This window comes from Xanthomonas sp. WCS2018Noco2-27 (assembly GCF_031843525.1).
In the GTDB taxonomy this organism is placed as follows: domain Bacteria; phylum Pseudomonadota; class Gammaproteobacteria; order Xanthomonadales; family Xanthomonadaceae; genus Xanthomonas.
In genome coordinates, this window is record NZ_JAVTIK010000003.1 from 42,152 (window position 1) to 57,723 (window position 15,572).

Sequence of the window (15,572 nt, forward strand, 5' to 3'; positions counted from 1 at the left end):
TGCCACCCACAGCGGGTTGGCGATGATGCGCAACCTGGTGTTGGCCGCAGCCAGTGATGTCTGTCTTCCTGACGGCCCGCCCCTTCGGCGGGCCGTCTGCTTTCTGCGGCGCCCCACTCCGCATCCGGTTGCCTGAGCTGCGATGACACACCGCGATCTGCTGTTTCCCACTGCCGCGAGCGAGCGCATCGTCGTGCTGGACGTCCTGCGCGGCTTTGCGTTGCTCGGCATCTTGCTGATGAACATCGAGGCCTTCGTCGGCCCGCTGGATCTGGCGCTCAGCGGCGTGGAGCCGCATTGGCACGGCGCCGATCGCGTTGCCGATGCGCTGGTCTACATCTTTGTGCAGGGCAAGTTCTACACGCTGTTTTCGATGCTGTTCGGCATGGGATTTGCGGTCATGGCCCAACGCGCCGAACGCACCGGACGCGGGTTTTTTGGCATGTATCTGCGCCGCACGGCCGGCTTGCTGGTCATCGGTCTGGCGCACGCGCTGCTGCTGTGGTCCGGCGACATTCTGGTGACGTACGCAATGCTGGCAGTGTTGCTGCTGGGCGCCCGCAATGCGCCGACGGTGACGCTGCCGTGGCTTGCCGCGTTGGTCTACCTGTGCGCGCCGGCCCTGGTGCTGTTGTACGGCGCTGCCGGTGCGCTGATGCAGGCCGACCCGGCTTCGGCAGTGGAGTGGAAAACGGCCATGGCCGATGTTGCGCAGCAGGCTGTGGCCAACGTGCAGGCGCAGCGCGCCGCACTTGGGCACGGCACCTATCTGCAGGCCACCACGCAGCGCTGGCATGACCTGCGCGAAGCGATGAGCGGTCTGAGCATCAATGGCCCGGCCATGCTCGGCATGTTTTTGCTGGGCAGCTGGTTTGTGCGCAGCGGCGCGATTGCCGCGCCCGAACGCTTCCCGCGGCTGTTCCGTGTGCTGCGTTACGGCGCCTTGCCGCTTGGGTTGGGCGTGATGTTGCTGAGCTATGCCATGGAACCCTGGATGGACCCGGCGCGGTTGAGCATGCGGCTGTCCGGCGCGTTCGCGCTGGCGTTGGTGGCCGGTCCGCTGATGAGCCTGGGCTACGCCGCATGGGTGGTGCGCTTTGCTGCGCGTCTGGCCTGGCTTGCGCCGGCCGGTCGCATGGCGTTGAGCAACTACCTGCTGCAGTCGTTGCTGTGTACCTGGATGTTTTACGGCTACGGGCTGGGATATTTCGAGCAGCTGCCGCGGGTGTGGCAACTGCCATTCGCGGTAGGGCTGTTCGCCTTGCAAGTGGTGATGAGCCAGCTGTGGCTGCGCTGGTTTCGCTTCGGGCCGATTGAATGGCTGTGGCGTAGCGTGACCTATCTGCGGGTGCCGCCGATGTGGCGCGGCGACACGCGGGCGCAATAGCGCACACGCTGATGCGCGTATGTTGTGCGCATGCTGCGTTCGATGAAAGGAGAAAGCCGGATGGTGGAAATTCTATTCGAGGCCGATGAGCGCACGATGGAGAACCTGATGGAGGGCCCTTGGGTCATCATCCAGGAAAAATCCTACGGACCGTCGCGCAGGATTGCGTTGTTCAACAAGAGCGGCTTCGAAAAATACAGCCAACTCATCGATACGTATGCGTGCGACGGATTTTCGATCGCGCCTGAGGACGTCGTGCAGGGCGAGCTGAAAGCGCATTTTTCCCCGGATTTTGGTAAGGTGAAAAAACGCGACGCGATTGTCGAGATCGGCATACAGGGCGAAGGCGCCTTTGCCGACGACTTCGATTATGACGTGTTCAAAACCTTTAAGAATGTCAAAGCGCTGACGACGCAGGGGGTATCGTTTGGACCTGTGCTGCCAATGCTTTTTCCCAAGCTGGAAGCATGGGAAAACCTTGCGTGGAAAAGCAATACGCTTCATTCGCTCAACGGCAGTTGGGCCAGGCTTTCGCGTCTGTCCATCCACGGGTTGAGTGGGTCGCTTGACGTGTTCGACGACCGGCCTATTCGAAAGCTTTTCCTGATCGCGTCAACGATCAAGAATATCGCTGTGATTGCACATTACAAATCACTTGAAGTCTTGCAGTTCGTCTCCTGTCGTATTGCGGGCGACGTTTCATCACTTTCGCAGCTCGCAACGCTACGTTCGGTGCGCTTCGAAGGCAAAAACAAGCTGGAAGGTTGGGACGGCCTCAGGAGCGAAACGCTGCGGAATTTCTGGGCGACGCAGCTGCCGTGCGAATTCCTCGAAAAAAATTTCCCAAACATCGAGAACACTGTCGTCAACACCTACCGGAGCAAGGACCGATTCCGGAAGATTGGCGGAGATCCAGACAAGATCGAAGGGGAATTCGGCAGCATATTCACCGAATGATCCGCTGCCTCACGCTAAGCTGATTGTGTGTCAGGACTGAAAGCAAACAACCAATGACTAACCCGATGACGCGCCGCCTGCCTGCGCGCGAGCTCCACCTTTGCCACTCGGAGCGTCTTGCATGAGTGCGTGCTACGACTACGACGTGGTGATTCTGGGTGGCGGTTCCGGCGGCCTGGCGGCCGGATTTCGCGCGGCAAAGTACGGCGCACGCGTGGCGATCATGGAACCTAATGAACTAGGCGGTACCTGCGTCAATCTTGGTTGTGTGCCGAAAAAAGCGATGTGGTTGGCGGCCGATCTGGCTGGCAAGATCGAGCTCGCCAGTGCGCTCGGTTTCGATGTGCCGCGACCGACGCTGGCATGGCAGGAACTGGTCACCCATCGGCAGGGCTATATCGCCAACATCCACGCCAGTTATCGGCGTCGACTCGATGAAGACGGCGTGGTGCTGATTCCGCAACGTGGCGTGTTGCAGGACCGCCATACGCTCATGGGGGAGGATGGGGTGCCGGTGACGGCCGAGCACATCGTGATCGCAACCGGTGCGCATCCGCTACGCCCGAACGTGGAAGGCGCCGAACACGGCGAAGTCTCGGACGACTTTTTCAATCTCTGTCATGCACCTGCGCACGTGGCGATTATCGGCGGTGGCTATATCGCGGTGGAAATCGCTGGCCTGCTGCAGGCACTGGGTAGTCGCGTGCATCTCTATGTGCAGGGCGACCGGTTGCTGGAACGTTTCGATGCGGAACTGACGCTGCAGTTGGCCGACAACCTGCGCCATTTGGGAGTGCGCCTGCATTTCGGTTTCACTACTACTGCCCTCGAACGCGATGCGCAGGGCCGGCTGCGCGTGCATGGCCATCCGGCGCACCCGCGCGAGCAGGGCAACGACGTGTTCGACAAGGTGTTCTTCGCCATTGGCCGACGCGCCAATACCGCAGGCCTGGGTCTGGATACGGTGGGTGTGGCGCTGGGCGAGAAGGGCGAAGTAGTGGTGGACGATGCTCAGACCACCAGTGTGCCGAACATCCATGCAATCGGCGATGTTGGCGGCAAGGTCGGGCTGACGCCGGTGGCGATTGCCGCCGGACGTAAATTGATGGATCGGCTGTTCGGCAATCAACCGGATGCGCGCATGGACTACGACGGCGTGCCGAGCGTGGTGTTTTCGCACCCGCCGCTCGGCCATGTCGGACTCACTGAAGAGCAGGCACGCGCGCGTTACGATGGCGCGGTACGCGTTTATCGCAGCAACTTCCGTCCGATGTTGCATGCCCTGGCCGACGCGCCGCAACGCAGCCTGTTCAAGCTGATCTGCGTGGGCGAGGAAGAGCGCGTGGTCGGCGTGCACCTGCTGGGCGAAAGCGCCGACGAAATACTGCAGGGCTTTGCCGTGGCGGTGAAGATGGGCGCGACCAAGCGCGACTTCGATGAGACAGTGGCGATCCATCCCACGTCGTCGGAAGAGATCGTGTTGATGCATTGATGTGTGGGCGTGTGTTGCGCAATGAACGACAGCGTCTGCAGTGGCGTGCGGGAAGGGATGGAAGCGGCGTAGGAAGGCGTGCAGAACGCGACTTGGAAGCAGAAGACGAAGCGTGAAACGCAACTAGGCCCCTCTGGCGGGGAGTGGCTGGGGCACGGTTGGTCAGTAAGTGTGCTTAGGCAACGCTGACGCTGCGCTTGGCGATACCGACCATGTGTTTATCCGATGCAGCGCCCGGTTTTAAGCGCTTTGCTGTTTGGATGTCCGAGGCTTCGCACGGACACTCACTCCAATCGCTCTCCCAGCGGGAGAGGGGCTTTTGAGTCTTTCTCTCAAGAGATGGATTGTGATGCCGCAGCTTTCAATGTTGCGCACTGCTTGATGCCTTGCTTGCTCGGCTCTGCGTGGCTTCGCGCGTACCCTCACCCCAAATCCTCTCCCGGCGGGAGAGGGGATTTTGAGTTCTTACGTCGTGAACGTATCGGGTGGCGCGCTTGGTCGCAGAAGCCCCGTGGCCCTGCTGTCATTTAGGGCGGCTCAAAGAACGTCGCGAGCCGTCGTCAGGTGGGTGCGGACGGCGCGTTTAGAACCGGTGTGTACGGAGTGGCGCATGCCGCACTGAGCAACGGCCGCGCCCGCCTGGCGGTGAGCACAGTCGTTTTATTGGCTGTCCTTAGTCGCGTCAGCTGGCATTCTTGCCGGATGTCCAAACCTCGCCAGCCCGCGTTGCGTCCATTTGCATCTGCCAAGTTCGCAACGCCTGCCTCTCAAAAGCCAGCAGCGCTCTCAAGCGAGCAGGCACGGCTGCGCATTCTTGACGTCATTCGCGCCATTCCTGCCGGTCAGGTTGCCGGCTACGGTGAGGTCGCTACGCGTGCCGGGTTGCCTGGGCGTGCGCGCATGGTGGCGCGTGTGCTCAGTGGCAATGACGACCCGGATCTGCCCTGGCATCGCGTGCTTCGTAGCGATGGCCGGATTGCCTTGCCGCCGGGATCGCCCGGCTACGACGAGCAGTGCCAGCGGCTGCGTTCCGAGGGGGTGCCGGTGGTGCAAGGGCGGGTACGCCGCGCCACGGCCGCGCAGCGGCTGGATGCGGCCGTGTGGGGTCCTTCATAACGCTGCCGTTATCATCGACAGCATTCAGAAGGAATGCCGCCATGCCTCAATTGCCGCCCGTCACCAAAGCACTGTTGATCGCCAATATCGGTTTGTTCTTGCTGCAGTGGGCCTTGGGCGATCTGGGGGCGGGGGTGTTGCCATCCGACTCCACCTTGTCGTGGCTCATGCTGTGGCCGATTTCGAACGGGTTCGATGCGTTCTCGCCCGGCGCCAGCTTCATGCCGTGGCAGTTGCTGACTTATGCTTTTCTGCATGGTGGTTTCAACCATCTGTTCTTCAACATGCTGGCGCTTTTCATGTTCGGCGCGCCGCTGGAACAGACCTGGGGGCAGAAACGTTTTCTGACCTACTACCTGGTGTGCGTGGCTGGCGCTGGTCTCTGCCAGCTGCTGATGGCGTGGTTTACCCAGAGTGGTGCACCGGTGGTGGGCGCTTCCGGTGGCGTGTTCGGACTGTTGTTGGCTTACGGCATGCTGTTCCCGACGCAGCGCGTGATGCTGCTATTTCCGCCGATCCCGATGAAGGCGCGCACGTTCGTGATCGTGTTCGGCGCGATCGAACTGTTTCTCGGCGCCACCGGCTGGCAGCCGGGCGTGGCGCACTTTGCGCACCTGGGTGGCATGCTGTTCGGCTGGTTGATGATCCGCTACTGGCGCGGCCAGTCGCCGTTTGGCGGTAGTGGTGGTCGTAAGGGTGGCGGCGGAAAGGGACGCAAGCCGCCGCTGCGCGTGGTGCGCTGAGTCGGGCGACGGTTTGCCGGGTCGGCATGAGTTGTAGGAGTGACCCTAGGCCCGATTAAAGGTGGCCGGTAAGGCCGCATCGCGGCCAGGGCCGCTCCTACGAGAGCAGGGTGGCGGACGGCTTGTCGCGGCCGCAGCAGATAAGGCAATCGTGGATCTAGCGACCAGCGGATTAGGCAACGAGTTGGCTGAAATGCAGGTCCGGAGAGAGGCTTGGCTAGGCAGAAAGCGGATCTAGCGGAAAGCGAGTCGAGCTAAAAGCGGATCAGGCGAAAGGCAGATCCGGCGATAGGTAGATCAGGCGATAGGTAGATCAGGCGATAGGTAGATCAGGCGAAAGGCAGATCAGGCGAAAGGCAGATCAGGCGAAAGGCAGATCAAGCGAAAGGCAGATCAAGCAACGACGGTTTGAGCAAAACGTAAATCAATCCAAAACGGATCAAACGAAAAAGCAGAGTAAGCGGAAAAACAGAGCAAGCAGGAAAAGCAGAGCAAGCATTTTCCGGCACGGATATCTGGGACAAAAAAAGAGCGCGGAATCCGCGCTCTTTTTTTATTGCCGATCTGTACTGCCGATCGTGCGGGGACTCAGCGCCAGATCTTGATCTGCTCTGCGTCCACGCGCTGCATCGGCTGGCCTGCCTTGCAGGTGAAAGCTGCGCCGAATTCCGGCAGGTTGGACAGCGGGCCGTTGGTGCGCCACTGGCCCGGTGCGCGGATGTCGGCGCTTGCGCGCTGCACCGCTTCGTTCGGCGACAACTGCTGTGCCCACAGGCCGGCCCAGGCAGTGAAGAACGCCTGCTTGTCGGCTTCGGTGGCTGCCGGTTGCGCCTTGCTGAAGGCCTGCCAGGCCAGTTCGACGCCGGCCAGATCGGCCAGGTTCTCTTCGGCGGTCTGCGCGCCGTTGACCTTGACGTTGGGCACGCCCGGGTAAGGGTAGGCGGCGAACTGGTTGGCCACCTTGCCGGTCAGCTCGGTCCAGCTGCTCTTTTCGGCAGGTGTCCACCAGCTGCGCAGCTCGCCCTTGGCGTCGACCAGCGAGCCCTTGGCATCGATCGCACGGGTGAGTTCGTGCGCGACCAGCGCACCGTAAGCGCCGTACTGGGCCGCCGGTGTGCCGCCGGTGGTCAGCACCGGTGCCTGCAACACCGCAGCGGTGACGATCAGGCGGTTCTGCGCGATGTCGTAGGCCACTGCCGGCTGCTGCGGCAGCACGTCCCAGCGACGGTCTGCGTTGCCCTTGCCGATGCGCTTCATTTCCTCGCGGTGACGCCAGGTCGAGGCGATCAGCATGTTGCCGCCGAAGCTGCCGCGGCCCATCGGTTGCACGGTGTAGTCCAGATCGCGTCGCGGCGCGCCGACTTCGATCTTCATCGCGGCCAGCTTGGCCTTGGCTTCGGCGACGGCTTCGCCATTGCCCCAGCCGGTACGCTCCAGCGCAGCCAGCTGTGCATCGCGCACCTGGTCGGCGATGGCCTCGGCCTGGCGGCGGGTGTCGCTGCTCAGGTAGCGCGCGACGTATTCGCGACCCAGCATCGGGCCGGCGGCCACGTTGATGGCGTCCAGCACCTGCTGCCAGCGCTGCGGCGGCATCGCATCACCGCGCAGCAGACGGCCGCGGAACTGGTATTCGGCATCGTGGAAGCTCTTGGACAGGTACGGCGCCATCGCATCGCCCACGCGCCAGCGCAGGTAGGCCTTCCACTGCTCCGGCTTGATGCTGACGATCATGCTGTCGAGCTGCTTGAACATCGCCGGGTCGGCCATCGACACCAGGTCGTCCTTGACGCCCTGCGCTTCCAGGAAGTCGGCCAGGCGCAGGTTCTTGTACTGCTTGGTCAGTTCCTTGGTGGCGATCGGCGCGTAGTTGTTGAACGGGTTGTTGATGCCCTGCACCGACTGCGCGCTACGCGCCAGCGCGGTTTCGATCTGCAGCACGGAGGCGGCATCGGCGTCGAGCTTGTCGGCCGGGGTGCCGGTCAGCGCCAGGATCTGCTTGACGTAGGCGCGGTAGCGGCCCATCAGCGCCTGGGTATCGGCATCGGTGCGCGTGTAGAAGGCCGGGTCCGGCAGGCCCATTCCGCCTTGCATGAAGTAGCCGATGTGGCGGTCGAGCGCCTTCAGGTCCACGTCCGGGCCGAAGTTGAAGCCGACCGGGATACCGACCTGATGCAGTGCGGCGATCGAAGCGGGCACATCCTTGGCCTTCTTGATTGCGTCGATGCGCGACAGCAAGGGAGCGATCGGATTGGAACCGTCCTTCTCCACCGCCGCCTCATCCAGGCCACTGGCCCAGAAGTCGCCCAGCAGCTTCTGCACGTTGCCCTGCGGCGTCTTCATCGACGCGTCCAGCAGCTCGCGCTGCTGCTGCAGGGCACGCTCGGACAGCTGGCCCAGCGCGGTCACGGCGCCGGCCTGCGGCACCGGGTTGGCCTTGAGCCAGCTGGCGTTGGCGTAGTCGTAGAAATTGGTGCAGGCCGCAGACACGGCCGGGGCCTTGGGTGCTGCCTTCTTCTTGCGAGCGGCGTCGGCGTCGGGGGCGGACAGCAGCGTGATCAGGCTGAAGCCAAGAGCGAGGGCAAGCGGGCGAATGGTGGGCATCGAGAAGAAGGGTGGCCAGAGTAAAGTCGGCGAAGTTTAGCAAGGCTGCGCCTCGCACAGGCGGGCGCCCGCCGCCGTTCGTCATCGGTACCGGCCGTTTGCATGAATGCGACAGGCCCGCGAGTGCGGGCCTGTGCGTGTAGCTATCGTGTTGGAAGCGTTTGCAGGTAGCGCCTAGCGCAGCGCTTACCAGATCACCACGCGGTCTTTCTCAGCCCGCACCATTGCGTCGCCAGGTTTGCACGCAAACGCGGTGGCAAACTGCGGCATGTTCGAAGGTGCGGCGATGGCCCGCAGATTGTCGGGTGAGTGGGGGTCGCTTGCGAGGTAGACCAGCTGTTGCTGCTCGCGTGTGAGTCCACGCCAGTTACGCGCAAAGCCCAGGAAAAACCGCTGCTCGGGGCTGTACCCGTCAATAGTCGCAACGCCCTCGGGGTGCTGACGCAGTGCGGTCTGTAGCGCGTCGTAGGCAATGTTGATGCCGCCCAGGTCGGCGATATTTTCGCCCAGGGTGAGTCTGCCGTTGACATGCATGTTGGGGTGGCTGGGCAAGGGAACATACGCATCGAACTGCTTCACCAAGCCGTCGGCACGTTGCTCAAATGCCTTGCGATCCTGCGCAGTCCACCAATTGACGTTGTTGCCGGCGCCATCGAACTGGCTGCCCTGATCGTCGAAGCCATGCGTGGCTTCGTGCCCGATGATCGCGCCGATGGCGCCGTAGTTCAGGGCGTCGTCGGCGTTGGCATCGAAGAACGGCGGTTGCAGGATGCCAGCCGGGAAATTGATGGTGTTGGTACTTGGGCTGTAGTACGCATTGACCGTCTGCGGAGGCATCGACCAACGCTTGCGATCGGTGGGTTTGCCGATCTGGGCGATATCGTAGTGATAATTGAACTTGGCTGCGGCTTGAAGGTTGCGGTAGTAGGCACCGGGAACGATCTCCAGCCCCGACCAGTCACGCCAGGTGTCCGGATAGCCGATCTTGGGCAGGAAGGCCTCCCACTTTGCAAGCGCCTTTGTTTTGGTTTCGTTGCTCATCCAGTCGACGTTTTCGATACGCGTCTTGAGCGCTGCACGCACGTTGTCGACCAATTCGGTCGCGCGTTGCTTGGCTTCGGGCGTGAACACTTTGGCGACGTAGAGTTGGCCAAGGCCTTCGCCCATGGCTCCGTCGACTGCGCGCAGCACGCGTTTCCAACGTGGGCGTTGCTCCAGTTGTCCGGACAGGGCCTTGCCATAGAAGGCGAAGTTGTTGTCGACGAATGCCTTGCTGAGCTGTCTGGATGCCGCGTCGATGGTATGGAAGCGCAGGTAGGCCTGCCACTGTGCGATCGGCGCACTGGCCAATTGCTGGTCGAACGTCGCGAAGAAGCGCGGTTGCGATAGCGAGAAGCCTGCGCCGACATCCACGCCTTGCGCGGCGAAGAAGTCTTTCCATGAAAAGTGCGGGGTGAGCTTGTTCGCCTCTGCAACGCTGACGAAGTGGTATTGGTTCTTGGGTTGGCGTGCATCGGTTGGGGTAAGCGAGGCGGCAGCCAGTCGCGATTCCAGTGCCATCACGTCCTTGGCTTGCGCCTTGGCCGCGTCGGCATCGCTACCGGTGAGTTCGAACGACTTTGCGATGTAGGCCAGATAGGCCGCACGGATGGGAGCGTATTCGGCGGAGGTGTAGTAGTCCTTGGTCGGCAGGCCCAGGCCACCTTCGCTGGCAAAGGCGATTTGCTGGTCTGCCTTGTGGAAGTCCGCGCTCGCGCCGAATTCGAAGACATTGCCATCGCCCTCCGCATAGCGGCTGGTGATGTAGCTGGCGACATCCTTGGCGGATTTCAGCGCCTCAATGGCTTTCAGCTGCGGACGGATCGGCTGGTCTCCTGCCGCTTCGATGGCGGCTTCGTCCATCCCCGTGGCGTAGAGCAGACCAAGTTTGCGTGCAAGCGGGTCGGTTTGCTTGTCTGCCTGCTTCGCGGCGCTTTCAACAATCTCTCGCTGCGTGACCAGACTCTTTTCCGTTAGTGCGTCGAACATGCCCCAACTGGTGCGGTCGGCTGGAATCGGATTGGCTTTGGCCCATTTGGCGTTGACGAACGTATCCAGGTTCTGGCAGGCGCTTGTTGCCGTGTCCAGCTCGTTGATGTCGAACGAGGGTTTCGTTGTGGCGGCGGTTGCCGATGCGCGCGTCGGCGCAGCCGGTTGCGCCGGCTTGCTGCTGTCGTCGGCTTCGCGCTTGCAGCCCGCCAAGGCCACAACCAGTGCCAGAGCGAGCGTAGAGGTCTTGATCGGTGACATGGAAGCTCAGTCGGGTGAAAGAGCACCAAGCGTAAGCGGGCACGGCCTTGCGGGCGCATGCGGTGAGCTTTGTTGAGGCTTTGCTGGCAGCCGCGGTTCACGCAGCGGCTGTAGCGTACCTGGTGGGAGGAGTGCAGGGCTGGCGGTACCTGGCGGCACTGGCCGATACCCGCAAAAAAACGGCGACCCAATGAGGAGCGAAGGTCAACGTGCCAATGGCGGCATCGAGAACAAGAGTGGCCAACCAAAGGCGCCGGGTGATCTGCCTCACAGACCGGTGCGCGCTGTCGTCTTTCATCGGTACCGGCCGTTTGCAACGAATGCGATAGGCCCGCGTGAGCGGGCCTATGCAGTGGGTCCAGCAGCGGAGCGCTTGCAGCCGCGCTTACCAGATCACCACGCGGTCCTTGTCGGGCCGCACCATCGCATCGCCCGGCTTGCAGGCGAAGGCGGTGGCGAATTGCGGCATGTTGGCGGGAGAGGCGATGGCGCGCAGCATGCTTGGCGCGTGCGGATCCGAGGCCAGGGCGACCATCTGCTGTTGCTCGCGCACGCGTTGACGCCAGCTGCGCGCAAAAGCCAGAAAGAAACGTTGCTCGGGACTGTAGCCGTCGATCGCCTTTGCCCGCTCGGGATGCTGATGCAGGGCGGTCTGCAGCGCGTCGTAGGCCACGTTGGTGCCGCCCAGGTCGGCGATGTTTTCGCCCAGGGTGAGCTTGCCGTTGACGTGCAGTGTCGGGTGTTTCGGCAGTGGGGTATAGGCATCGAACTGTTTGACCAACTGCGCGCTGCGCTGCTCGAACTTGCGTCGATCCTCGGCCGTCCACCAGTTGACGTTGTTGCCTGCACCATCGAACTGGCTGCCCTCGTCGTCGAACCCATGGCTGGCCTCGTGACCGATCACCGCGCCAATGCCGCCATAGTTCAATGCATCGTCTGCGGCGGCGTCGAAATACGGTGGCTGCAGGATTCCCGCAGGGAAATTGATCGAATTGGTGCCAGGGTCGTAGTACGCGTTGACCGTCTGCGGGGTCATCTGCCAACGTGTGCGGTCAGTCGGTTTACCGATCTGCGCGATGTCGTAGCGATAGTTGAACTTGGCCGCTGCCTGCAGATTGCGGTAATACGCGCCGGGGACGATCTCCAGCCCGGACCAGTCACGCCAGGTATCCGGGTAACCGATCTTGGGCAGGAAGGTGTTCCACTTGGCGATGGCCTTGGCCTTGGTCTCCGCGCTCATCCAGTCGACGTTCTCGATGCGCGTCTTGAGCGCGGCGCGGACGTTGTCCACCAGCTCGCCGGCGCGCTGTTTGGCTTCGGGCGTAAACACCTTGGCGACGTAGAGCTGACCCACGCCTTCGCCCATTGCGCCATTGACCGCGTGCAGGACTTGCTTCCAGCGCGGCAGCTGTTCCGGCTGCCCGGACAGGGTCTTGTCATAGAAGGCAAACTGGTTGTCGACAAAGACCTTGCTGAGTCGCGGGGAGGCGCCATCGATGGCGTGGAAGCGCAGGTAGGCTTGCCACTGCGCAACGGGCGCGCTGGCCAGCTCGTGGTCGAACGCAGCAAAAAAGCGCGGCTGTGCCAGCGAGAATCCGCTGCCGGCGTCCACACCCTGGGCGGCGAAGAAATCCTTCCAGGAAAAATGCGGTGTGAGCTTGTCAGCCTCGGCGATGCTGAGCAGGTGGTACTGGTTCTTGGGTTCGCGTGCGTCCACCGGTGCCAGCGATGCGGCGGCCAGGCGCGTTTCAAGTGCCAGTACATCCTTCGCCTGCGTCTTGGCGGCATCGGCGGTGCTGCCGGTGAGCTCGAACGACTTGGCGATATAGGCAAGATAGGCCGCGCGGATGGGCGCGTGTTCTGCGTCGGTGTAATAGTCCTTGGTCGGCAGGCCAAGACCACCTTCCTGCGTAAAGGCGATTTGGATCGCGGCATTGTGGAAGTCCGCACCCGCACCGAATGCGAACACCTGAGCATCGCCCTCGCCATGACGGCTGATGATGTAACCGGCGACATCCTTGCCGGACGTCAATGCGGCAATGGCGTCCAGTTGTGGCTGGATCGGCTGGGCGCCAGCTGCTTCGATGGCGGCTTCGTCCATGCCGGCGGCATAGAGCGTGCCGATTTTCTGCTCCAGCGACGTTGGATGTTTGCCTGGCTGGGCGGCGGCAGTTTCAACAATGTTGCGCTGAATGGCCTTGCTTTTTTCGGACAGGATTTCGTCCACACCCCAGCTGGTGTGATCGGGCGGAATTGGATTGGTGCTTGCCCAGCTGCCGTTGACGAATTCGTCAAGGTTCTGACAGGCGCTGGCTGCTGGGCCGAGTTCGCTGATGTCGAACGCAGGCGTTGCCGGGGTAGCAGGGGCAGTCGCAGATGTCTGGGGTGCGGTGTTTGCCGGCGTGCCGATGTCTTCGGCGTTGTGCTTGCAGCCTGCCAGGGCCACAAGCAGTGCAACGGCGAGCGTGGAAGTCTTGAGCAATGGCATGAACGTCAGCCGTGTAAGGAACGAGGAACGCCGAGCATAAGCGGGCGCGGCCCTGCCTGCGTGCACGTTGAGCTTTGTTGAGGCTTATGCGCCGATACCGTGATGGATGCAGGTCCAACCGCGTGCAGTGTGCGGCGAGGGCGGCGGTCGGATGCTTGAAGCAGTTGGTTGAACTGTTGTCGGTCGCAATGCATGTGGCTGGCCGGCGTGATTCACCTACCAGGCAAAAGAAAAAGCGACAAAATCAAAAAAAAACGGGCGACGATCTTTCGATCGCGGCCCGCCTGATTTACTACGCGTGCGCAATTACCAGATCACGACCTGCTGATCGCCCTGACGCACCATCGCATCGCCTGCCTTGCACGAGAACGCGGCGGCAAATGCCGGCATGTTCGACGGTGCACCGATGGCGCGGAAGTTGGCCGGCGCGTGCGGGTCGGTCTTCAACCGCACCACCAGTTCTTCCGGGGTGAAGTTGCGACGCCACACCGTGGCCCAGTTGAGGAAGAAGCGCTGGTCGCGGGTGATGCCGTCGGTCTTGGGGTCGTCCTTGCCGGCGGTGGCGGTCTTCATGGCGTCGTAAGCGGTGTTGAGGCCGCCCAGGTCGGCGATGTTTTCGCCCAGGGTCAGCTCGCCCTTGACCTTGTCGCCAGCCGGCGTGCGGTAGCCGTCGAACTGCGCGACGAGCTTGCTGGTACGGCCCTTGAACGCATCCAGATCCTTCTGCGTCCACCAACCCGGATCGGGGATGAAGTTGCCATCGGCACCGAAGCGGCTGCCCTGGTCGTCGTAACCGTGCGTCATTTCATGCCCGATCACCGCGCCGATACCACCGTAGTTCATTTCCTCCGGCGCATTCGGGTCGAAGAACGGCGGCTGCAGGATGGCGGCCGGGAACACGATCTCGTTCTGCAGCGGGTTGTAATAGGCATTGACCGTCTGCGGGCTCATGCCCCATTCGGTCTTGTCCACCGGCTTGCCGACCTTGGACAGGTTCCACTTGTAGTTGAATTCCTGCGCGGCCAGCACGTTGCCCAGGTAGCTATCGCGACTGGTGGCAAGGCCGTTCCACTCGCGCCACTTGTCCGGGAAGCCGATCTTGGGCGTGAAGCTTTCCCACTTGGCGATCGCCTTGGCCTTGGTCTCCGGACTCATCCAGTCCAGCTTCTCGATGCGCGCCTTCAATGCGGTGCGCAGGTTGGTCACCAGGGTTTCCATCTTGGCCTTGGAATCGGCCGGGAAGGCGACCTTGACGTACATCTGGCCCAGCGTTTCGCCGGCCTGGCCGTTGATGGTGGCCAGCACGCGCTTCCAGCGCGGCTTGATTTCCTTCTGGCCGCGCAGGGTCTTGTTGTAGAACGCGAAGTTCTCATCGACGAACGGCTGACTCAGGAACGGCGACGCGCTATCGACGGCATGAAAGCGCAAGTAAGCGCGCCAGATCGCCGGGTCGGTGTCGGCGATCATCTTGCTCACTTCCTGATGGAAGGCCGGGATCGCCAGCGAGAACATCTCCGGCGTGGCCACGCCCTGCGACTTGAAGAACTCGGTCCACGACCAATTCGGCGTCAGCTTGTCGGCATCGGCCGGGGAGATCGGGTTATAGGCCAGCGAGGCGTCGCGCGACATCTGCGTGCTGGTCTTGGAGACCTTGGCCAGGCGGGTTTCGAACGCGACCACCTGCTTGGCCTGCGCGGTGGCATCGGCTGCCGCGACGCCGGACAGCTCCAGCACCTTGGCGATGTGCGCCTGGTATGCCTCCAGCTTGGCCTTGTTGCCGGCGCTGGTGTAGTACTCCGGGTCCGGCAGGCCCAGACCGCCCTGCATAGCGTAGGCGATGTTCTGGCTGGACTTCTTGAAATCTGCTTCGGCGCCGAAGCTGAAGAGCGCGTTGTCGCCCTTGGCTGCGCTGCTGCGCAGATAGTCGACCAGCTTGGCCTGGTCGCTGATGGCGTCGATGGCGCCAAGCTGCGGTTTCAGCGGCTCGATGCCCTGGGCGTTGATCTTGGCTTCGTCCATACCGGTCGACCACAGGTCGCCGACGATCTTTTCCACACCGGTGGCGCCGGTGTCGGCTGCGGCCTGTTCGGCCAGCTGCTGCTGGATCGCATTGGAGCGCTCGTCGAGCATTTCGAACGCGCCCCAGCTGGTGCGGTCGCCCGGCACCGGATTTGCGGCCAGGAACTTGGCGTTTGCGTAGGCGTTCAGATCGGTACAGGCGTTGCCATTGGCATCCAGATCGGCCGCAGTGAATTGGTTCACCGCCGGCAGCTTGCTCTGGTCCAGGGTCAGCGTCTTGGGCGCGGCGGGCGCGGCCGCTGCAGTATCGCCACCCGGGGCCGCAGGCGCGGCGTCGTCGGACTTCTTGCAACCGCTCAGCGCGGCCGCTACGGCCAGGGTCAGCGTCAATAGATGAGGTGTTCGAATCACAAAGGCTCCAGGAGCGACAGTCGATTGGGAAGCCCCGTCACGGGGCTGTGGCCGGCACTCTACGCCTCG

Annotated in this window: 9 protein-coding genes and 1 other RNA gene; 5 read left to right on the forward strand and 5 right to left on the reverse strand. The window is 62.5% G+C overall.

Going from position 1 to position 15,572, the window contains the following annotated elements:
- Positions 1–142 precede the first annotated feature (142 nt).
- The 3 genes from RQH86_RS07705 (at position 143) to gorA (ending at position 3,836) form a co-directional block, all read left to right on the forward strand.
- Positions 143–1,387 (forward strand): DUF418 domain-containing protein, encoded by a 1,245-nt coding sequence (locus RQH86_RS07705; RefSeq protein ID WP_311238329.1) that lies wholly within the window; start codon positions 143–145, stop codon positions 1,385–1,387.
- A gap of 30 nt (positions 1,388–1,417) precedes the next feature.
- Positions 1,418–2,344 carry a hypothetical protein gene (locus RQH86_RS07710; RefSeq protein ID WP_311238330.1) on the forward strand — a complete coding sequence of 309 codons (927 nt, stop codon included), beginning with the start codon at positions 1,418–1,420 and terminating at the stop codon, positions 2,342–2,344.
- Positions 2,345–2,465: 121 nt separating this feature from the next.
- Positions 2,466–3,836: a glutathione-disulfide reductase gene (gene gorA, locus RQH86_RS07715; protein WP_311238331.1), complete on the forward strand. Its 1,371-nt coding sequence runs from the start codon at positions 2,466–2,468 to the stop codon at positions 3,834–3,836.
- 534 nt (positions 3,837–4,370) lie between these two features.
- On the opposite strand, the gene RQH86_RS07720 is transcribed toward gorA, so the two are convergent.
- Positions 4,371–4,448: non-coding RNA, sX9 sRNA (locus tag RQH86_RS07720), on the reverse strand.
- Between the two features lie 90 nt (positions 4,449–4,538).
- Between RQH86_RS07720 and RQH86_RS07725 the strand changes: the two genes are divergently transcribed.
- Positions 4,539–4,952 (forward strand): MGMT family protein, encoded by a 414-nt coding sequence (locus RQH86_RS07725; RefSeq protein ID WP_311238332.1) that lies wholly within the window; start codon positions 4,539–4,541, stop codon positions 4,950–4,952.
- 41 nt (positions 4,953–4,993) lie between these two features.
- Positions 4,994–5,695: a rhomboid family intramembrane serine protease gene (locus RQH86_RS07730; RefSeq protein WP_055849991.1), complete on the forward strand. Its 702-nt coding sequence runs from the start codon at positions 4,994–4,996 to the stop codon at positions 5,693–5,695.
- Positions 5,696–6,283: 588 nt separating this feature from the next.
- Here RQH86_RS07730 and RQH86_RS07735 read toward each other — a convergent pair.
- The 4 genes from RQH86_RS07735 to RQH86_RS07750 form a co-directional block, all read right to left on the reverse strand.
- Positions 6,284–8,296 carry a M13 family metallopeptidase gene (locus tag RQH86_RS07735; RefSeq protein ID WP_115528434.1) on the reverse strand — a complete coding sequence of 671 codons (2,013 nt, stop codon included), beginning with the start codon at positions 8,294–8,296 and terminating at the stop codon, positions 6,284–6,286.
- Positions 8,297–8,482: 186 nt separating this feature from the next.
- Positions 8,483–10,585 (reverse strand): M13 family metallopeptidase, encoded by a 2,103-nt coding sequence (locus RQH86_RS07740; RefSeq protein WP_311238333.1) that lies wholly within the window; start codon positions 10,583–10,585, stop codon positions 8,483–8,485.
- A 385-nt stretch (positions 10,586–10,970) separates the two neighbouring features.
- Positions 10,971–13,073 carry a M13 family metallopeptidase gene (locus tag RQH86_RS07745; RefSeq protein ID WP_311238334.1) on the reverse strand — a complete coding sequence of 701 codons (2,103 nt, stop codon included), beginning with the start codon at positions 13,071–13,073 and terminating at the stop codon, positions 10,971–10,973.
- Positions 13,074–13,379: 306 nt separating this feature from the next.
- Complete coding sequence (locus RQH86_RS07750) at positions 13,380–15,482, reverse strand: M13-type metalloendopeptidase (RefSeq protein ID WP_311238411.1); 2,103 nt, start codon at positions 15,480–15,482, stop codon at positions 13,380–13,382.
- Between the last annotated feature and the right edge of the window lie 90 nt (positions 15,483–15,572).